The organism is Streptomyces sp. NPDC005722, assembly GCF_040630935.1.
Classification (GTDB): domain Bacteria; phylum Actinomycetota; class Actinomycetes; order Streptomycetales; family Streptomycetaceae; genus Actinacidiphila.
Genome location: NZ_JBEXYN010000039.1, coordinates 41722 through 60994 on the forward strand (window position 1 = coordinate 41722; position 19273 = coordinate 60994).

Annotated in this window: 19 protein-coding genes and 1 riboswitch; of the genes, 12 read left to right on the forward strand and 7 right to left on the reverse strand. The window is 74.3% G+C overall.

All coding sequences use genetic code 11. The features are described 5' to 3' along the window. Window positions 1-105: 105 nt before the first annotated feature. Together purN and purH are read left to right on the forward strand one after the other, a co-directional pair. A complete protein-coding gene (gene purN, locus ABZ479_RS32055) occupies window positions 106-720 on the forward strand; it encodes a phosphoribosylglycinamide formyltransferase (RefSeq protein WP_499606532.1) in 615 nt (204 codons plus the stop codon). Next, window positions 717-2270 (forward strand): bifunctional phosphoribosylaminoimidazolecarboxamide formyltransferase/IMP cyclohydrolase, encoded by a 1554-nt coding sequence (gene purH, locus ABZ479_RS32060; RefSeq protein ID WP_500464833.1) that lies wholly within the window; start codon window positions 717-719, stop codon window positions 2268-2270. Before purN ends, purH begins: the two co-directional genes overlap by 4 nt. Window positions 2271-2361: 91 nt before the next feature. On the opposite strand, the gene ABZ479_RS32065 is transcribed toward purH, so the two are convergent. Together ABZ479_RS32065 and ABZ479_RS32070 are read right to left on the reverse strand one after the other, a co-directional pair. Further along, on the reverse strand, window positions 2362-2946 hold the full coding sequence (locus tag ABZ479_RS32065; RefSeq protein WP_499606534.1) for a hypothetical protein: 585 nt from the start codon (window positions 2944-2946) through the stop codon (window positions 2362-2364). Between the two features lie 57 nt (window positions 2947-3003). After that, window positions 3004-3699, reverse strand: a complete 696-nt coding sequence (locus ABZ479_RS32070; RefSeq protein WP_499606535.1) for an RDD family protein — start codon at window positions 3697-3699, stop codon at window positions 3004-3006. Window positions 3700-3801: 102 nt separating this feature from the next. On the opposite strand from ABZ479_RS32070, the gene ABZ479_RS32075 reads away from it, so the two are divergent. From ABZ479_RS32075 to ABZ479_RS32110, 8 genes are all read left to right on the forward strand, one after another. Further along, window positions 3802-4656, forward strand: a complete 855-nt coding sequence (locus ABZ479_RS32075; protein WP_500464834.1) for a bifunctional methylenetetrahydrofolate dehydrogenase/methenyltetrahydrofolate cyclohydrolase — start codon at window positions 3802-3804, stop codon at window positions 4654-4656. Further along, the gene (locus ABZ479_RS32080) at window positions 4653-5102 is read left to right on the forward strand and encodes a DUF3017 domain-containing protein (protein WP_500464835.1); all 450 of its coding nucleotides are present in this window, start codon (window positions 4653-4655) and stop codon (window positions 5100-5102) included. The genes ABZ479_RS32075 and ABZ479_RS32080 overlap by 4 nt, the downstream gene beginning before the upstream one ends. A gap of 84 nt (window positions 5103-5186) precedes the next feature. After that, entirely contained in the window at window positions 5187-6404 is a 1218-nt protein-coding gene (locus ABZ479_RS32085; RefSeq protein WP_500464836.1) for an NADP-dependent isocitrate dehydrogenase, read from the forward strand. Between the two features lie 290 nt (window positions 6405-6694). After that, entirely contained in the window at window positions 6695-7873 is a 1179-nt protein-coding gene (locus tag ABZ479_RS32090) for a sensor histidine kinase (protein WP_500464868.1), read from the forward strand. Then, window positions 7870-8553, forward strand: coding sequence for a response regulator (locus tag ABZ479_RS32095; RefSeq protein ID WP_499606540.1), 684 nt, complete (start codon window positions 7870-7872; stop codon window positions 8551-8553). The genes ABZ479_RS32090 and ABZ479_RS32095 overlap by 4 nt, the downstream gene beginning before the upstream one ends. Before the next feature lie 94 nt (window positions 8554-8647). Next, window positions 8648-9499, forward strand: coding sequence for a helix-turn-helix domain-containing protein (locus ABZ479_RS32100; RefSeq protein WP_500464837.1), 852 nt, complete (start codon window positions 8648-8650; stop codon window positions 9497-9499). Between the two features lie 84 nt (window positions 9500-9583). Then, a complete protein-coding gene (locus ABZ479_RS32105; RefSeq protein WP_500464838.1) occupies window positions 9584-10495 on the forward strand; it encodes a helix-turn-helix domain-containing protein in 912 nt (303 codons plus the stop codon). 435 nt (window positions 10496-10930) lie between these two features. Further along, entirely contained in the window at window positions 10931-11920 is a 990-nt protein-coding gene (locus tag ABZ479_RS32110) for a malate dehydrogenase (RefSeq protein WP_500464839.1), read from the forward strand. A 78-nt stretch (window positions 11921-11998) separates the two neighbouring features. On the opposite strand, the gene pdxR is transcribed toward ABZ479_RS32110, so the two are convergent. Then, on the reverse strand, window positions 11999-13480 hold the full coding sequence (gene pdxR / locus ABZ479_RS32115; RefSeq protein ID WP_500464840.1) for a MocR-like pyridoxine biosynthesis transcription factor PdxR: 1482 nt from the start codon (window positions 13478-13480) through the stop codon (window positions 11999-12001). Window positions 13481-13530: 50 nt separating this feature from the next. Here pdxR and ABZ479_RS32120 point away from each other — a divergent pair, with 50 nt between their 5' ends. Next, entirely contained in the window at window positions 13531-14049 is a 519-nt protein-coding gene (locus tag ABZ479_RS32120; protein WP_499606545.1) for a carboxymuconolactone decarboxylase family protein, read from the forward strand. Window positions 14050-14089: 40 nt separating this feature from the next. Here ABZ479_RS32120 and rocD read toward each other — a convergent pair whose 3' ends face one another. Beyond that, a complete protein-coding gene (gene rocD / locus ABZ479_RS32125) occupies window positions 14090-15295 on the reverse strand; it encodes an ornithine--oxo-acid transaminase (protein WP_500464841.1) in 1206 nt (401 codons plus the stop codon). Window positions 15296-15425: 130 nt separating this feature from the next. Continuing rightward, window positions 15426-15512: riboswitch (ZMP/ZTP riboswitch) on the forward strand. Window positions 15513-15542: 30 nt separating this feature from the next. Between rocD and ABZ479_RS32130 the strand changes: the two genes are divergently transcribed. Continuing rightward, the gene (locus ABZ479_RS32130) at window positions 15543-16985 is read left to right on the forward strand and encodes a glycine hydroxymethyltransferase (protein WP_499606547.1); all 1443 of its coding nucleotides are present in this window, start codon (window positions 15543-15545) and stop codon (window positions 16983-16985) included. A gap of 50 nt (window positions 16986-17035) precedes the next feature. Here the strand turns inward: ABZ479_RS32130 and ABZ479_RS32135 are convergent, their stop codons facing one another. The 3 genes from ABZ479_RS32135 to ABZ479_RS32145 all read right to left on the reverse strand — a co-directional run bounded on the left by ABZ479_RS32135 (window position 17036) and on the right by ABZ479_RS32145 (window position 19151). Continuing rightward, a complete protein-coding gene (locus ABZ479_RS32135; RefSeq protein WP_500464842.1) occupies window positions 17036-17755 on the reverse strand; it encodes a hypothetical protein in 720 nt (239 codons plus the stop codon). A 98-nt stretch (window positions 17756-17853) separates the two neighbouring features. Then, on the reverse strand, window positions 17854-18594 hold the full coding sequence (locus tag ABZ479_RS32140; RefSeq protein ID WP_500464843.1) for a hypothetical protein: 741 nt from the start codon (window positions 18592-18594) through the stop codon (window positions 17854-17856). Next, complete coding sequence (locus ABZ479_RS32145; protein ID WP_500464844.1) at window positions 18591-19151, reverse strand: RNA polymerase sigma factor; 561 nt, start codon at window positions 19149-19151, stop codon at window positions 18591-18593. The genes ABZ479_RS32140 and ABZ479_RS32145 overlap by 4 nt, the downstream gene beginning before the upstream one ends. Window positions 19152-19273 lie beyond the last annotated feature (122 nt).

Here is a 19273-nt window from a genome sequence, read left to right on the forward strand (position 1 = left end):
GTATCGTTGCTGACGGTCGACGGCCTCGTAGAGTTCCCCGGAATTCCGGCGATCTTCGAGTCGTACGATCCTCCAAAGCACCGGATCCCCGAGAGATGACCCGCAGTGGCCACAGTCTTTCCGCCCCTTTCCCGCCCCGCCCGACTCGTCGTGCTCGTCTCCGGTTCGGGCACGAACCTGCAGGCGCTGCTCGACGCGGGACTCCACGTCGTCGCCGTCGGCGCGGACCGGTCCGGCATCGCCGGGCTTGAGCGCGCCGAGCGGGCCGGGGTGCCGACGTTCGTCTGCCGGGTGGCCGACCACGGCGACCGGGAGGCGTGGGACGCCGCGCTGACCGAGGCGGTGGCCGGGTACGAGCCCGACCTGGTGGTCTCGGCGGGGTTCATGAAGATCGTGGGCAAGGAGTTCCTCGCCCGGTTCGGCGGCCGCCTCGTCAACACGCACCCGGCGCTGCTGCCCGGCTTCCCGGGCGCGCACGGGGTGCGCGACGCCCTCGCCTACGGCGTGAAGGTCACCGGCTGCACCGTCCACTTCGTCGACGACGGCGTCGACACCGGCCCGATCATCGCCCAGGGCGTGGTCGAGGTCCGGCAGGACGACACGGAGGAAGCGCTCCACGAGCGCATCAAGGAAGTCGAGCGCACGCTGCTCGTCGACGTCGTGGGGCGGTTGTCCCGCGACGGCTATCGCATTGAGGGACGAAAGGTTCTGTTGCCGTGAGTACCAAGCGGGAGATCCGTCGCGCACTGGTCAGCGTCTACGACAAGACCGGTCTGGAGGAGCTGGCCCGCGGCCTGCACGAGGCGGGCGTCCAGCTGGTCTCCACCGGCTCGACGGCCGGGCGGATCGCCGCCGCCGGCGTGCCGGTCACCAAGGTGGAGGAGCTGACCGGGTTCCCCGAGTGCCTGGACGGCCGGGTCAAGACCCTGCACCCGAAGGTGCACGCAGGCATCCTCGCCGACCTGCGGCTGGAGGACCACCGCCGGCAGCTGGAGGAGCTGGGCGTCGAGCCCTTCGACCTCGTCGTGGTCAACCTCTACCCCTTCCGCGAGACGGTCGCCTCCGGCGCCTCCGAGGACGAGTGCGTGGAGCAGATCGACATCGGCGGCCCCTCGATGGTCCGCGCCGCCGCCAAGAACCACCCGTCCGTGGCCGTCGTGACCAGCCCCGAGCGGTACGCGGACGTGCTCGCCGCCGTCCGCGGGGGCGGCTTCGACCTCACCACCCGCAAGCGCCTGGCGGCCGAGGCGTTCCAGCACACCGCGGCGTACGACGTCGCGGTCGCGAGCTGGTTCGCGAGTTCGTACGCCCCGGCGGACGACACCTCCTTCCCCGACTTCATGGGCGCCACCTACGAGCGCAAGAACGTGCTGCGCTACGGCGAGAACCCGCACCAGGCGGCCGCGCTGTACACCGACGGGGGCACGGGCCTGGCCAACGCCGAGCAGCTGCACGGCAAGGAGATGTCCTACAACAACTACGTCGACACCGAGGCCGCGCGCCGGGCGGCGTACGACCACGACGAGCCCTGCGTCGCGATCATCAAGCACGCCAACCCGTGCGGCATCGCGGTCGGCGACGACGTCGCCGAGGCGCACCGCAAGGCGCACGCCTGCGACCCGCTGTCGGCCTTCGGCGGCGTCATCGCCGTCAACCGGCCGGTGAGCGTGGCCATGGCCGAGCAGGTCGCCGAGATCTTCACCGAGGTCATCGTGGCGCCGGACTTCGAGGAGGGCGCGGTCGAGGTCCTCGCCCGCAAGAAGAACATCCGCGTGCTGCGCTGCCCCGAGGCGCCCGTGGCGCGGACGGAGTTCCGTCCCGTCGAGGGCGGGCTGCTGCTGCAGGAGAAGGACAGCCTCCAGGCCGCCGGCGACGCCCCGGCCACCTGGACGCTGGCCACCGGCGAGCCGCTGACCGCCGCCGAGCTGGCCGACCTGGCGTTCGCCTGGCGGGCCTGCCGGGCCGTGAAGTCCAACGCCATCCTGCTGGCCAAGGACGGCGCGACGGTCGGCGTCGGCATGGGCCAGGTCAACCGCGTCGACTCCGCCAAGCTCGCCGTCCAGCGGGCCGGCGAGGAGCGCGCGACGGGTTCCTACGCCGCCTCCGACGCCTTCTTCCCCTTCCCCGACGGGCTGGAGGTGCTCACCGGCGCCGGGGTCAAGGCCGTGGTGCAGCCCGGCGGTTCGGTGCGCGACGAGGCCGTCGTCGAGGCCGCGCGCAAGGCCGGCGTGACCATGTACCTCACCGGTACGCGGCACTTCTTCCACTGACCGGCCGCAGCGCCGGAACGCCGAAGGCCCCCGCCTGCGCGGGGGCCTTCGGGTTGCGGTCGGAGTCGCCCGGCGCCACCGGCGGGCCCGCTCAGTACTGCGGGCGCCGGAACCAGGCCGCCGTCTCGGCCTTGGCCGCGAAGACGATCAGCAGCACGCTGAGCGCGAGCGGTGCGATCAGCACGAACGCGCCGCTGAACATGGTCGCGACGCTGCTCAGCGCGACCAGCACGCCGATCACGATGGACCCGATCCGGGTGCCGTTGCCGCCGGTCCGGTACTTGGCGCCCATGCCGATCGACAGGACGGCGAAGGCGAGGAAGAGCACCCCCATGACGTAGACCAGGCCGATGGGCATGGCCAGTTCGTCGGTGTCGTCCACGCTCTTGAGCGCCGCCGCCCCCAGCAGGAGCAGCAGACCGCCCAGGATCTGCATCCCGCCGAGCACGAACAGCATGGCCCGCGCCGCCCGCGCCGACGACGGCATGACCTCGGGGCCGCCCGGGTACGCCGCGAACGGCGTTCCCTGCTGCGGCTGCTGGGGGTACCCGTACGGCGGCTGGGGCTGCGTCGGGTAGCCGTGGCCGGGCTGGGCCGGCGGCTGCTGCGGGTACCCGTACGGCGCTTGCGGTTGCTGCTGGCCGTAGGGGTTGCCGGGGCCGGGCGGGTAGCTCACTTCTGACTTCCTTCGCGAGGACGGGACCGGGGACGTGGGCGCGTTCTGGCCCGGGGCCTACTGGGCCTTGACGACGACCGAGTTGAGGATCTTGTCGGCGAAGGTCTGCTTCTTGTCGTCCCACAGCGGCCACAGGTAGCCGATGTAGCAGGCGGCGCCGTCCAGGCCGTGGCACAGCCGGCGGACGAAGGCCATGCCGAAGCCGAGCGGACGGCCGTCCAACTCCCGCAGCACGCTGATGCCGAGGGCCTTCTTGCCCGGCGTCTGGCCGGTCTTGCCCTCGCGGTAGCACAGGAACAGGCCGCCGGCCAGGGACAGCAGGAGGCCGAGGCCGATCAGGGCGAGGGCGCCGCCCGGCATGGCGGGCGCGGGGCAGGTGCCGTAGGTGCCGCTCGCGTCGCAGTCGCGGGCCGCGTCGACCACGACGGCGATGAACTGCCCGTAGCCGACGCCGACGAGGATCATCGGCACGAGCCCGGCGACCAGGAAGTCGATCAGCGTCGCGCCCACCCGGGCGCCCCAGCTCGCGAACGGCGGCATGCCCGGGACGGGACCGGCGGGACCTCCCGGGTAGCCGTAGCCGTACGGACCCTGGGCCTGCGGCGGAACGGCGCCGTAGGGCGGCTGGGGCTGCGTCGGGTAGCCGTAGCCGGGCTGGGCCGGGGGCTGCTGCGGGTATCCGTAGGGCTGCTGCGGTTGCTGCTGCGGAGGCTGCTGGCCGTACGGATTGCCGGGACCGGGCGGGTAGCTCACGTTGGCTTCTTTCGCGCGGATGGGACTGGGGACGGCCCACATCGTCCTGGTCGGCGTCATCCGCTGTCCAGCGTTGGTGTGCGGACCTGAGAAGATGGAGGTATGACCGCCCAGATTCTCGATGGCAAGGCCACTGCCGCCGCGATCAAGTCCGAACTGTCGACCCGCGTCCAGGCGCTCAAGGAACGGGGTGTCACCCCGGGACTGGGGACGCTGCTGGTCGGCGACGACCCGGGCAGCCGCTGGTACGTCGCGGGCAAGCACCGCGACTGCGCGGAGGTCGGCATCGCGTCCATCCAGCGCGAGCTGCCGGAGACCGCCTCCCAGGAGGAGATCGAGGCGGTCGTCCGCGAACTGAACGACAACCCCGAGTGCACCGGCTACATCGTCCAGCTGCCGCTCCCCAAGGGGATCGACACCAACCGCGTCCTGGAGCTGATGGACCCGGCCAAGGACGCCGACGGACTGCACCCCACCAACCTCGGGCGGCTGGTGCTCAACGAGCGCGGCCCGCTGCCCTGCACCCCCAACGGCATCGTGGAGCTGCTGCGGCGGCACGGCGTCGAGATCAACGGCGCGCACGTCACCGTGGTCGGCCGCGGCGTCACCGTCGGCCGCTCGATCGGGCTGCTGCTGACCCGCAAGTCCGAGAACGCCACCGTCACCCTCTGCCACACCGGCACCCGCGACCTGTCCGCCCAGCTGCGCCAGGCCGACATCGTCGTGGCCGCGGCGGGCGTGCCGCACCTGGTGAAGCCGGAGGACGTGCGGCCGGGCGCCGCCGTGCTGGACGTCGGCGTGAGCCGCGACGAGAACGGCAAGATCGTCGGCGACGTGCACCCGGGCGTGGCCGAGGTCGCCGGGTGGATCTCGCCGAACCCCGGCGGCGTCGGCCCGATGACCCGGGCCATGCTGCTGGCGAACGTCGTGGAGGCCGCGGAGGGCCGGTACGCATGACCGGCACGGGCCCCCGTACGGGAGGCGGAGCGGCGGAGCCGGAGGAGACCGGCGACGCCGGCCGCAGCCGCCGCTTCCAGGTGCTGACCCGGGGTACCGCACGCCCCGAGGGCGGCGGCCGGGCCATGGGCGCGCACGCCCCGGCCCCGGCCCGCCAGTGGCCGATCCTCGTGGTCTCCGGAGCGGTGCTGCTCGGCCTGGTGCTGGTGGCGGCCGACGTCACCCGGGCCGGCCTGGTGCTGGTCGGCTCGGCGCTGATGCTGGGCGGGCTGATGCGCCGGCTGCTGCCCTCGGTCGGCATGCTGGCCGTCCGCAGCCGCTTCACCGACATGATCACCTACGGGGTGCTGGGCGCCCTGATCGTGCTGCTGGCACTGATGGCGCAGCCCCATCCGGTGCTGGAGATCCCCTTCCTGGAGGACGTCGTCCGTTTCTCCGTGCGTTGATCCGGTTACGCTGTGTGGCGAGTGCCCTGACGTACGACGTGCACTCCGGGCACACGTCACGGCGTGAGAGGGAGAACGACTCCCATGACCAAGATCAAGGCAAGGAACCCGGTCGTCGAGCTCGACGGCGACGAGATGGCGCGGATCATCTGGCGCTTCATCAGGGACGAGCTGGTCCTGCCCCACCTCGACCTCGAACTGGTCCGCTTCGACCTGGGCATCGAGCACCGGGACGCCACCCACGACCGGGTGACGGCCGAGGCGGCGGAGGCGGTCGCACGGCACGGCGTCGGCGTGAAGTGCGCCACCGTCACCCCCGACGAGGCGCGGGTCGCGGAGTTCGGCCTGAGGGGGATGTACCGCTCCCCGAACGCCACCATCCGTGACCGCCTCGGCGGCGGGATCTTCCGCGAACCCGTCGTCCTGCGGAACGTGCCGCGGGCCGTGCCCGGCGGGTCGCGGCCCGTGGTGATCGCCCGGCACGCCTTCGGGGACCAGTACCGGGCCACCGAGCTGCGGATCCCCGGCGCCGGCACCCTCGCCCTGAACTTCACCCCGGCCGACGGCTCCGACCCGGTCGACCTGGAGGTCCACCACTTCCCCGGTCCCGGCGTGGCCCTCGGCATGGTGAACCTGGACGAGTCGATCCGCGAGTTCGCGCGCGCCGCCTTCCGCTACGGCCTGGCGCGCGGGCTGCCCGTCTTCCTGTCCACCAAGAACACGGTGCTCAGGAAGTACGACGGCCGCTTCAAGGACCTCTTCCAGGAGGTCTTCGACACCGAGTTCCGGCGCGAGTTCGAGGCGTCCGGCCTGGGCCACGAGCACCGGCAGGTCGACGACATGGCGGCCTCGGCCCTCAAGGGCGCCGGTGGCTACGTCTGGGCCTGCAAGAACTACGACGGCGACATCCTGTCCGGGGTCCTCACCCGGGGCGTCGGCTCGGCGGGGCTGATGACCTCGGTCCTCATGACCTCCGACGGCCGCACCCTGCTGTCCGAGGCGGCGCACGGCACGGTCACCCGCCACTACCGCAGGCACCAGGCGGGACGGCCGACCTCGACCAACCCCATCGCCATGGTCTTCGCGTGGAGCCGCGGCCTGGCCCACCGGGCCCGGCTGGACGACACCCCCGAGCTCGCCACGTTCGCCGGGACGCTGGAGAGTGCCGTCCTGGAGGTCGTCGAAGCCGGTCAGCTGACCCAGGACCTGGCGGTGCTCGTCGGCCCGGAGCAGCCGTGGCTGACGACCGAGCAGTTCCTGGCCGCCGTCGACGAGAACCTGCGCAAGCGGATGTCCGTCTGAGGCCCGTCCGCCGCCCGCGCGGTCACGACCCGGTGCCCCGTCCTCCCCCCGTCGGAGGACGGGGCACCGTCGTGTCGGGGTGCCCCCCTCTGGCCCCCGGGCCACGACGCTACGGCCGACGGGGCCGGGAGGTCGTCCCGTGCGGGTTTGACCTTTCGCAAGGGGACGTACAACTTCCGCGGTACGGCGGGGGACTGACGCACGCCCGTACGGCCGGGGCCTACGCTGCGCCCGTGGGGAACAAGGGGCTGGTCGACGTCCTGCTGGCGGTGGGCTTCACCGCCGCCGGCATGCTGCTGGGGCACGAACGGCCGCCCGACGACTGGATGCGCCTCGACCTGTTCGGCTACGCGCTGACCGCGCTGGTCAACCTGCCCATCGTGGTGCGCCGCTGGGCGCCGGTCGGCGTCTGCGTCTTCGTCTGCGCCGCCTGGACGCTCTACGTCGCGGCCGGCTACTGGCCGGTCGTCAACTCCATGGCGCCGCTGCTCGCGCTGTACACCGTCGCGTCCCTGCGCCCGGTGCGCACCGCGCTGGCCTGCGCCGCGCTGACCGGCGCGGTCTGGGTCTACGCCGGGCTGACCGCGGCGCAGGGCTCGATGGCCACGGTGGCCGCCCAGGCCGTGCTGTTCCCGCTGGTGATGTGCCGCTTCGGGCGCTCCGCCCGGGTGTCCGGCAAGCGCGAGGAGCGGCTGGCCCGGCTCACCGAGCGGTTGCGGACCGAACAGCAGGACCGGGCCCGGGAGGCGGTGGCGGAGGAGCAGGCGCGGATCGCCCGCGAGCTGCACGACGTCGTCGCGCACCACATGTCGGTGATCTCGGTGCAGGCGGGCATGGCCGCGTACGTCTTCCACACCTCCCCGCAGACCGCCCGCGGCGCGCTCGACACCATCTCCGACACCACCCGCGAGGCGCTCCAGGAGATGCGCCGCATGCTCAAGGTGCTGCGCGCCGGGCCGGGGGAGCCGCAGGAGGGCTGGGCCTCGTACGACCCGATGCCCTCCGTGACCCGGCTGGGCGAGATGATCGAACGGGTGCGGGCCGCGGGGCTCGCCGTCGAGCTGCGGACCGAGGGGGAACCCCGGCCGGTCGCCCCCGGTGTCGGCCTGTGCGCGTACCGGGTCGTGCAGGAGGCGCTGACCAACGTGCTCAAGCACGCCCCGCTCGCCCGGGCGCGGGTCCTGGTCGCCTACGAGCCGCACCACCTGACGGTGACCGTCACCGACGACGGCGCGGGCACCACGGGCGCCAGGGGCGCGGGCGGCGGCTCCGGGGCGCCACCGGGCCGATCCGATCCGGCCACAATCGGCCGGGGAACCGGTCACGGCTTGATCGGCATGCGGGAGCGCGCCAGGCTCTACGGCGGGACGGTGGACACCGGCCCGCTCGGCGAGGGCTTCGAGGTACGGCTCGTGCTCCCCACGTCCGCGCGGGGCACGGAGCGGCGAGGGGACTCATCGGACGCATGACCAGGGTGCTCGTCGTCGACGACCAGTTCCTGATCCGGGCCGGGCTCGTCGCGTTGCTGCACGCCGCCCCCGGCATCGAGGTGGTCGGGGAGGCGGGCGACGGCGAGGAGGCCGTGCAGGGGGCGGCGCGGACGGCGCCCGACGTGATCCTCATGGACATCCGGATGCCGGGGATCAGCGGGGTCGTCGCCACCGAGCGCATCCTGGCCGCCGCGGCCGACCCGCCGCCGCGGATCCTCGTCCTGACCACCTTCGACCTGGACGAGTACGTCTACACCGCGCTGCGCGCCGGGGCGTCGGGCTTCCTGCTCAAGGACGCCGGCCCCGAGCGCCTGATCGCCGCCGTCCACGCCGTCGCCGGAGGGGACACCCTCTTCGCCCCGAGCGTCACCCGGCGGCTGATCGAGGCCTACGCGCCGCCGCGTCCCGGCGCCCCGCCCGCCGGCGCCGACCGGGCCCCGCCCGCCGAACTGGCGGCGCTGACCGCGCGGGAGGTGGAGGTGCTGCGGCTGATCGCCCGCGGCCTGTCCAACCCGGAGATCGCCGACCTGCTCTTCATCAGCGAGGCGACCGTCAAGACCCATCTGAACCGCACCATGGCCAAGCTCGGCCTCGGCAGCCGTGCGCAGGCCGTCGTCCTCGCCTACGAGACCGGACTCGTCACCCCGCGGGGAGCATGAGGATTCTCCGGATTCCATGCATCGAGCGTATGTGCGTCGCTACCGTGGGTTGACCGACGGAGCCGGGGGGTGCGTGGTGGCACGGTGGGAGCCATTGCCCGAGACACTGGACGTCGCCGCGCGCCGTCTCGCCGTGCACTTGCGCAGGATGAAGGACCGCAGCGGGCTGAGCGTCCCGGCGCTGGCCGCGCGCACCGCGAGCAGCACCGGGGCCTGGGAGCAGTACCTCAACGGCGTGCGGATCCCACCGCGTGACGCGGTCGAGGTGCTGGGGCAGCTCAGCGGCGCCGACTACGACCGGCTGATGGCCCTGTGGGAACTGGCCGACCGCGGCGTCGCCGACACCATGAAGGGCTTCCCGTACGCCGATCCGCTCGACCCGCTCGCCCCCGTCGAGGGGATGCCCCGGCACGCCCTGCGGCGGCGGCGCAAGGCGCTGGTCGCGGTCGCGGGCGGGCTGGTGCTCGGCGGGGTGTTCGCGCTGCTCGTGGCGACCGGGGTGGCCACGGACGGGACCGGGCGGGCCGGGGCGCCGCCGGCGGCCCGTCCCACGGCCAGCGTGCCGGCGGCGGGCCCCGCGCCCTCCGCCTCGGGCCGGGCCGGGTCCGCCGCCACCTCCTGGCCCGGGTCGGCCCCCTCGGCGGGCACGAAGGACGCGGGGGCCTCCCGTACCGCTGCCGCCGTCTCCCCGGACGGCGGCACGCCCGTGGCACAGGTGGCGGAGACCGGCGAGGTGTCCTCCGCGCCCGGGCGCGATCCGCACACGGCGGCGCCCGGCACGGGCGGGACGACGACCCCGGCACCCGGCGGCGGCGCACCCACGACCAAGGCACCGCCGCCCGCGACGAGCGCCCCGGCGGCGCCGGCGCCCTCCGCCTCCCCGAGCCGCAGCCCCGGCAAGGGGCTCTGCCTGGGCCTGATCATCCTGGGCATCTGCATCGGATGACGGGCGCAACCGGACGGGCCGCCCGAAGCATCCCCATGAGTAGCCTTCCGGGCAGAACGACAACGGCATGAGGGGGAAAGGGAGATGGCCCGCTGGCGGCCACTGACCGACGACCTGGACCCGCGGGTACGGGAGTTCACCGAGCAACTGCGCCGCCAGGTCGACCGCGGCGGCCTGAGCGTCGCCGCGCTCGCCGAGGCGACCGGCTACAGCAGGAGTTCGTGGGAGCGGTACCTGAGCGGCCGCCTGCTGCCGCCCCGCTACGCGGTGGTCGCGCTCGCCGAGGCGACGGGCGCCGACCCCGCGCACTTCACCACCATGTGGGAGGTCACCGAGCGGGTCTGGAGCCGCGCCGAGGGCCGCCACGACGTCACGATGGAGGCACTGCGGATCGCCGAGGCCCGTGCCGCGCTGGGGGAGTTCGGCCCGGCCCCGGGCCCGGCGGCGGCACCGGCACCGGCGGAAGCGCCCACCGCCCCCGGCGTACGGCGGCGTCGGCTCGTGCTCTTCGCGGCGGGCGTGGTGGGCGTCGTGGCCGTCGTACTGGCGGTGTTCGGCGCCACCGCGCTGACCGGCGGCGGCGAGGGCGACGACCGCGCCCGGCCCGGCCCGACCCGTACCGCCCGGGCGGCCGCACTGCCCGCGGGCGTGAAGTGCACCGGCCGGGACTGCACCGGCAAGGACCCCGAGGGCATGGGCTGCGGCGGAGGCAACGCCCGCACGGCCGCGGCGGCCTGGGTGGGCGGCGCGTACGTCGAGATGCGCTACAGCCGCGTGTGCGCGGCCGTCTGGGCCCGCATCTCCGCCGGGGCCCCCGGCGACACGGTCAGCGTCACGGAGGCGGGCGGCGCCCGCCGCTCCCAGCGCAGCCGCATCGGCCGGGACCCGGAGGCGTACACCTCGATGCTCGCCGTCCATGCCCCCGGCGCCGCCCGCGCCTGCGCCACCCTGACCACGGGCCCCCACGGCTGCGCCGCACCCCCCCCGCCGGGCTGACGCGCGCGACGCCGTCACGCCGGGGGCGGCATGCGCCCGGGCGTCCGGGTGCGGCGGTGTGACGGTGCGTCGGCTGCGCCGGTGCCGGTGGCCGCGTGATGGGGCTCGGGGCGCCGGGTGCGGTCCACGCGCTCGCGGGCGGGCCCGCCTCCCGTGACCTTCCGCCCCGCCGACGTCACCGCCGCGGCGGACGCGGTGACCGGAGCTCCAAGGGGGGTGCGGGGTGCCGCGTACGTGCTCCCCGGCGGGTGGGCCCGTCGAGGTCGGGGGCGCGGCGGTGCGGCGGTGACCGGGGCCACACCCGGGGTGGCTTCTGCTGCGACGGCACGGGTATAGCCTGGCGTGGGTCTCTTGACGCCGAGAGATCCCCGTTCCGCGGCAAGGGACGCTGCCGGGGCGGCAAGGGATCCAGCAGGAGAAGGCCAGGAGAAGGCAATGACTCGCACTCCCGTCAACGTCACCGTAACCGGAGCCGCCGGCCAGATCGGCTACGCGCTGCTCTTCCGCATCGCCTCCGGCCACCTGCTCGGCCCCGATGTCCCGGTGAAGCTGCGGCTGCTGGAGATCACCCCGGCCCTGAAGGCCGCCGAGGGCACCGCGATGGAGCTGGACGACTGCGCGTTCCCGCTGCTCAAGGGCATCGACATCTCCGACGACCCGAACGTCGCCTTCGACGGCGCCAACGTGGGCCTGCTCGTCGGCGCCCGTCCCCGCACCGCCGGCATGGAGCGCGGCGACCTGCTGGAGGCCAACGGCGGCATCTTCGGCCCGCAGGGCAAGGCCATCAACGACCACGCCGCGGACGACATCCGCGTCCTCGTCGTCGGCAACCCGGCGAACACCAACGCGCTCATCGCGCAGTCCTCGGCCCCGGACGTCCCGGCCGACCGCTTCACCGCGATGACCCGCCTGGACCACAACCGCGCCATCTCGCAGCTGTCCAAGCGGACCGGCGTGCCGGTGAGCGAGATCCGCCGCCTCACCATCTGGGGCAACCACTCCGCCACCCAGTACCCCGACATCTTCCACGCCGAGGTCGCCGGCAAGAACGCCGCCGAGACCGTCAACGACGAGAAGTGGCTGGCCGAGGAGTTCATCCCCACCGTCGCCAAGCGCGGCGCCGCGATCATCGCGGCCCGTGGCGCGTCCTCCGCCGCGTCGGCCGCCAACGCCGCGATCGACCACGTCTTCACCTGGACCAACGGCACCGCCGAGGGTGACTGGACCTCCGCCGGCGTCGTCTCCGACGGCTCCTACGGCGTGCCCGAGGGCCTCATCTCCTCCTTCCCGGTGACCGCGAAGGACGGCAGGTTCGAGATCGTCCAGGGCCTGGACGTCAACGAGTTCTCCCGTGCGCGCATCGACGCGTCGGTGAAGGAGCTCGAGGAGGAGCGCGAGGCGGTCCGCGGCCTCGGCCTCATCTGAGAACCGGACACCGAGTCCCACCGGCGGCCCTCCGCCGCGCCCCGCACGGGCGCGGCGGAGGGCCGCTTCGCGTGCTCCTCAGACCGTGTGCGCGGCGAGCAGGGCGCACAGCTCGTCCAGCGCGCCGGCGAAGGCGTGCTCGGGCGGGGCGCCGTAGCCGACGACGATCGCGTCGTCGTCCGTGCCGCCGAACTCGGCGACGGCCTGCAGCGCGAGCCCGCGCTCCCGCGCCCGGGCGACCAGCGCCGTGCCCGAGGTGCCGGGCGGCAGGCGCAGCACGGCGTGGAGGCCTGCGGCGATGCCCGACACCCGCACGGCGGGCGCACGGGTGGCGAGCGCGGTGACGAGGCGGTCGCGGCGGCGGCGGTAGTGCAGCCGCATCCGGCGCACATGGCGGTCGTAGCCGCCGGAGACGATCAGCTCGGCGAGGGTCAGCTGGTCGAGGACGGGGGACTGGTGGTCGGCGAGCACCTTCTCGGTGATCACGGGTTCCACCAGGGCGGGCGGCAGGGCGAGCCAGGCCAGCCGCAGCCCGGGGGCGAGGCTCTTGCTGGCCGTTCCGGCGTACACGACGTGCTCGGGCGCGAGGCTCTGCAGGGCGCCGACGGGTTGCCGGTCGTAGCGGAACTCCCCGTCGTAGTCGTCCTCGATGACCAGGCCGCCGGTGGCGCGGGCCCACGCCACGGTCGCCGTGCGCCGCGCGGGCGAGAGCGGGGCGCCGTACGGGAACTGGTGTGCGGGGGTGAGCAGCGCGGCGTCGACGGCGGCGTCGAGTGCGCAGACCTGCGCGCCGTCGTCGTCGACGGCCAGCGGGACGGTGGTGAGCCCGGCCCTGCGCAGGATGCGCAGGGTGTGCGGGTAGGCGAGCGCCTCGACGGCGACGCGGCGGGCCCCCATGGTCCGCAGGGCACGGCCGACCAGCCCGGCGGCCTGGACGAAGCCTGTGCACACCACGACGAACTCCGGTGCGGTGCGCACCCCGCGCACCCGGCCCAGGTACGCCGCCAGGGCCTCGCGCAGTTCGGGGCGGCCGCGCGGGTCGGTGTAGCCGAGGGCGTCGTTGGGTGCGGCCGCCAGGGCGCGGCGCGCGGCGGCGGACCACGCGGCGCGGGGGAAGGAGCCGAGGTCGGGCGAACCGGGCCGCAGGTCGTACGGAAAGTGCTCCCGCTGCCGCGGCGGTCCGGCCGGGGGCTCCGCGGTGCCGGCTCCGGTCGCGCCGCCGCCCGGGTGCGGTGCGGCGGTGCCGGCGCGGGCACGGCCGCCGCGGGACGGGGCCGCGGCCGGTCCGGCCGGGCGCCAGCCGTCGCCGACCCGCGTGCCGGAGCCCTGGCGGGCGGACAGCCAGCCCTCGGCCACCAGTTGTCCGTAGGCGTCCGCGACGGTGTTGCGGGCGATGCCCAGGTCCCCGGCGAGGGTCCGGGAGGACGGCAGCCGGGTGCCGGGGGCGAGCCGGCCGTCGCGCACGGCCTCGCGCAGCGCCTTCTCCAGCCCGGCCCGCGCACCGGTCCCGCCGGTGAGGTCCAGATGGAGGTCGACTCCTGAAATGGCCCAGTCGTTCACCCCTCAAGTGGACCACGGCCCGAGGCCACCCGGTCACTACGGTGTGTCACATGACGATGATCACGACCCCTGCCGGTGCCGCCGCCGACCTGGGCCCCGACGACCTGGTGCCCGCGCACGCCCCCCGCATGCTGCTGGGCAAGGCCGCCCCCGACTTCTACAAGGCGATGATCGCCCTGGACGCCGCCGCGTCCGCCGGCCTCGACCCGGTGATCAACGAGCTGGTCAAGGCCCGCGCCTCGCAGCTCAACGGCTGCGCCTACTGCGTGGACATGCACATCGCCGACGCCCGCAAGCTGGGACTGACCGAGCAGAAGATGCACGGGCTGAGCGTGTGGTGGGAGACCCCGTTCTACACGGTGCGCGAGCGCGCCGCGCTGGCCCTGGTGGAGGCGGTGACCCGGCTGGGTCAGGGCGGTGTCCCGGACGAGGTCTACGACGAGGCCGCCCGGGTCTTCGACGAGGACGAGCTGCCCCGGCTGATCGCCATGTGCGTGACCATCAACGCCTGGAACCGCATGGGCGTGACGACGCGGCTGTCCCCGGCGGCCCGCCCCGACGGCGTCTGACCGCCGGGACGCACCTCCTCCGGACCCCGCACCCCGGGGTTCAGGCCGACAGCACGGCCCGCAGCTGGTCCAGACCCCAGTCCAGGTCCTCCTTGGAGATCACCAGCGGCGGCGCGAGCCGGATCGTGGAGCCGTGGGTGTCCTTGACCAGGACACCCCGCTCCAGGAGCCGTTCGGAGATCTGCCGGCCGGTGCCGTGCTCCGGGGCGATGTCCACGCCCGCCCACAGGCCGCGGCCGCGGACCTGCGTGACGGCCCCGCTGCCGGTCAGCAGCGCCAGCTCGTGGTGCAGGTGGTCGCCGAGTTCGGTGGCCCGCTGCTGGTACTCGCCCGTGCGGAGCATCGCGAGGACCTCGAGCGCCACCGCGCAGGCCAGCGGGTTGCCGCCGAAGGTGGAGCCGTGCTCACCGGGGCGGTAGACCCCGAGCACCTCCGCCGAGGAGACGACCGCCGAGACGGGGACGACGCCCCCGCCGAGCGCCTTGCCCAGCACGTACATGTCCGGGACGACGCCCTCGTGCTCCGACGCGAAGGTCCGGCCCGTCCGGCCCAGGCCCGACTGGATCTCGTCGGCGACGAAGAGGATGCCGCGCTCCTCGGTGAGCCGGCGCACCCCCGCCCAGTAGCCGGCCGGCGGCACGAGGACCCCCGCCTCGCCCTGGATGGGCTCCATCATCACGGCCACCGTGCGGTCGTCCAGCGCCGCCTCCAGCGCGGCCAGGTCGCCGTAGGGGACGACCTCGAAGCCGGGGGTGTACGGACCGAAGTCCGCGCGGGCCTCGGGGTCGGTGGAGAAGCTGATGATCGTGGTCGTCCGCCCGTGGAAGTTGTCCGCCGCGACGACGATCTTCGCCTGGCCGTCCGGCACGCCCTTGACCCGGTAGCCCCACTTGCGGGCCGTCTTCACCGCCGTCTCGACGGCCTCCGCGCCGGTGTTCATCGGCAGCACCATCTCCATGCCGCACAGCTCGGCCAGCTCCGTGCAGAAGCGCGCGAAGCGGTCGTGGTGGAACGCCCGTGAGGTGAGCGTCACGCGGTCGAGCTGGGCCTTGGCGGCCTCGATGAGACGGGCGTTGCGGTGCCCGAAGTTCAGCGCCGAGTAGCCGGCGAGCATGTCGAGGTACCGGCGGCCCTCGACGTCCGTCACCCAGGCGCCTTCGGCGGAGGCGACGACGACCGGGAGGGGGTGGTAGTTGTGGGCGCTGTGCGCCTCGGTGGCGGCGATGTGCTCGGCGGCGGTCGACACGTGAGTGCTCCGTTCGTGGTACGTCGGGAGTTGTGGCGCTGGGCCCGGTGGGGCCCCTTTCTATCGTCGCTCGTCCCGGATGCGAAGAAACCTCGCGCCGGGCGGCGCCCCGACCGGCGTTGCTAGGCTGGCGACGGGTCGTGACTGGCGCGCTGGGATGGGATTGACCATCGGGGAGCGGCCCGTGAACTGTGTGCCGTGCGCCTGGGCCGTCCCGTGTGCCGTGCAGTGCAGCAGGAGGTCTGACATGCCGAGTGGCTCCACCGAATCCACCGCCTTCCGCAGTGCCCTCGAAGTGATCAGGGGCGTCGAGCCGCGCGTGGCCGACGCCATCGGACAGGAGATCGAGGACCAGCGCGCCTCGCTCAAGCTCATCGCCAGCGAGAACTACGCCTCCCCGGCCGTGCTGCTGGCCATGGGCAACTGGTTCAGCGACAAGTACGCCGAGGGCACCGTCGGCCGCCGCTTCTACGCCGGCTGCCGCAACGTCGACACCGTGGAGGCGCTCGCCGCCGAGCACGCGCGCGAGGTGTTCGGCGCGCAGCACGCCTACGTGCAGCCGCACTCGGGCATCGACGCCAACCTCGTCGCCTTCTGGGCCGTGCTCGCCGCCCGGGTCGAGGCGCCCGCGCTGGAGCGGGCCGGGGTCCGGCAGGTCAACGACCTGACCGAGGAGGACTGGGCGCGGCTGCGCCACGAGCTCGGCGACCAGCGGATGCTCGGCATGTCGCTGGACGCGGGCGGCCACCTCACCCACGGCTTCCGCCCCAACATCTCCGGCAAGATGTTCGACCAGCGCTCCTACGGCACCGACCCCGCCACGGGGCTGCTGGACTACGAGGCGCTGCGCAAGACCGCCCGCGAGTTCCGTCCGCTCGTCATCGTGGCGGGCTACTCGGCCTATCCGCGGCTGGTGAACTTCCGCATCATGCGGGAGATCGCCGACGAGGTCGGCGCCACGCTGATGGTGGACATGGCGCACTTCGCCGGACTGGTCGCGGGCAAGGTCCTCACCGGCGACTTCGACCCCGTACCGCACGCGCAGATCGTCACCACCACCACGCACAAGTCGCTGCGCGGCCCGCGCGGCGGCATGGTGCTGTGCGACTCCTCGCTGGCCGAGCAGGTCGACCGGGGCTGCCCCATGGTGCTCGGTGGCCCGCTGCCGCACGTCATGGCCGCCAAGGCGGTGGCCCTGGCGGAGGCCCGCCGCCCCGACTTCCACGCCTACGCGCAGCGCATCGTCGACAACTCCCGGGCCCTGGCCGAGGGGCTGCTGCGGCGCGGCGCGACGCTGGTGACCGGCGGCACGGACAACCACCTCGTCCTGATCGACGTCGAGTCCTCCTACGGGCTCACCGGCCGGCAGGCCGAGGCCGCGCTGCTGGACTCGGGCATCGTCACCAACCGCAACTCCATCCCCCAGGACCCCAACGGCGCCTGGTACACCTCCGGCATCCGCATCGGCACCCCCGCGCTGACCACGCGCGGCCTGGGCACCGCCGAGATGGACGAGGTCGCCGGGCTGATCGACCGGGTGCTCACCGCCACGACGGCGGGCGTCACCTCGGCCGGCAAGCCGTCCAAGGCGCAGCACGTGCTGGACGCGAAGGTCTCCGACGAGATCGCGCAGCGCTCGGCGGACCTGGTGGCCGGCTTCCCGCTCTACCCCGGGATCGACCTCGGCTGACCGGCAGTCCGCACGGGGTGCGTGCCGGCGCGGCACGCACCCCCGTCGCGTCAGGCGTCGACGAGCTCCTGACGGGGCTCCTCGCCGGGCGTGTTCCGGGATATGCGCCGCAGGACGAGGAAGGTCCCGGCGCCGCCCACGAGCAGGCCGGCGCCGAGCCCGGGCAGGGACAGCCACCAGCCGTCCGCTCCACCGCTGTCGCCGGCCGCCGCGGCCTGCGGGGCATCCGAGGCCTGCGGTGCGGCCGCCGCGGTCTCCTCGGCGACGGTCGCGTCGTCCGGGCTGAGCGGATAGTCGGGGGCGCTCATGCCGAGGCCCTTGTCGGGCTCCATCAGGCCCAGCCGGTCCAGGAGGGTGCGGAGCTCGTCGGAGCGCGCGGCCTTGCGCCACACGCCTTGCTCCGGCAGACCCTTCTCCGTCGCCGTGCGGCTGTGCACCCAGGCACCGCCGGGGCCGTCCGGATACACGTAGTCCACCTTCCAGACCGACACGTCGTGGATCAGCCAGGTGACGGTCACCTGGCGGTGCCGGTCGTTCATCACGTCCGACAGCGACTTCGGCGCCTCCTCCTTCGGCTCGTCCCCGATGGACTGCTCCAGTTCCCGGTAGTCGGGTGAACTGGTGTAGATGCCCGCGGCCTTGCCGCTGCCCGGAGCGACCAGCATCACGCTCGTCGGCCCGCCCGCCGCGGCCGGCCCCGACCCGCCGATCACGGCGGCGAGCGCCGTCACGCTGACCCCGGCCCAGGTGACGAACCTTCTGATCCGCATCGCGTCCCCCTCTTCTCTCGCCGTCCTGCCCCTGTTACACCGCCCGCGCCCGCGGGGTTCCCGTCCGCGGGAAGGGAAAGGGGCCTGCCGCCGAGTGCCTACCGCCGCCGGGCCGAGTCCGCGACGGCGACCGCGCGGGCCAGGTCGGGCACGCCCTCCAGGCGCAGCGTCGTCCCCCCGCGCTGCCAGACCAGGGTCGGTCCGGCCGTCCGGGGCGGCTCGCGGCGGGTACGTCCGTCGGGATCGACCAGCTGCACGTAGTGGGGCTCCGCGAACCACACCCCGTAGTCGCTCCCGCCGCCCACCTCGACCCATTCGGCCGCGTCGCCGACCCTCTTGAGGAAGACCATGTCGATGGTGGCCCGGAACTGGTCGAGCCGTACCGTGCGCCCGTCCACCCGCCAGCTCATCGACAGCACCCGGCCCCCGTCGACGACCGCCACCCCGTCGGGCTCGCCCAGCTCCGCCGGCACGTACGCCCCGTCCAGCGGAGCGTCCCCCCGCACCGGCGGCGGGGCACCTGTGCCCGGACGGGCGGAGGGGTCCCGCCGCACGACGACACCGCCGAAGCCGAACCAGTCCGCCACCGCGGCCCGCACCGGCGGCGTCAGCACCAGCACCACCAGCAGCCCGCACAGGACCGCCGTCAGGGCCCGCCACCGCGCCGCGACCCACGCGCGCACCCGCGCGCCGCGGCCCCGCGCGGGGGCGCCCGGCGCCGGGACCGCCTCGGCCAGCAGCCGGGCCAGCACCTGCTCGGCCACGGAGTCGGGCGACGGCGCCGGGATCTCCAGCCACCGGCCCGCCTCGCGCAGCTCCTCCGGGAGCCGGTCGGTCATGGGCGCCGCCCCCCGTCGTCGCACCGGCCGGCCGGCACCGGCTCGCCCAGCCCCGCCCGCAACCGGGCCAGCGCCCGGTGCAGCCGGGACTTCACCGTGCCACGCGGCCAGCCGAGCACCGTCGCCGTCTCCTCCTCGTCCAGGTCCAGCAGATAGCGGCAGGTGACCACCATCCGGTGGGGTTCGCTGAGCGCTTGCACGGCGGCCAGCAGCTCCGCCCGGCGCTCCCGCGACACCGCCAGCGACTCCGGGTCGTCCGCCGCGGGGGGCAGCGCCTCCAGGGCGGCGTTGCGCTCCACCGCCGACCGCAGACGGCGCGCCGCTCGCCCGGCGTTGCGCGCCTCGTTGGCGACGATCCGCAGCAGCCACGGACGGAAGGCCGCCCCCTCCTTGAAGGACGCGAGCGCGCGGTACGCCTTGACGAACGAGACCTGCACCACGTCCTCCGCGTCGGATCCCGCGCCGAGCAGCACGGCGGTACGGTGCGCGACGTCCGCGTGCAGGCGCACCAGCTCCGCGTACGCCTCCCGCTCACCGGCGCGTACGCGCGCGATCACCGCCGCCTCCCCCTCCGTGGCGGACCCCCTTCGCTCACCCGGCGCCGCCCCCGTGCGGCACCCGTCACCCCTTCTACACCGCCGCCCGCCCCCGGGTTCCCACCGCGGCCGTGGAATCCTCG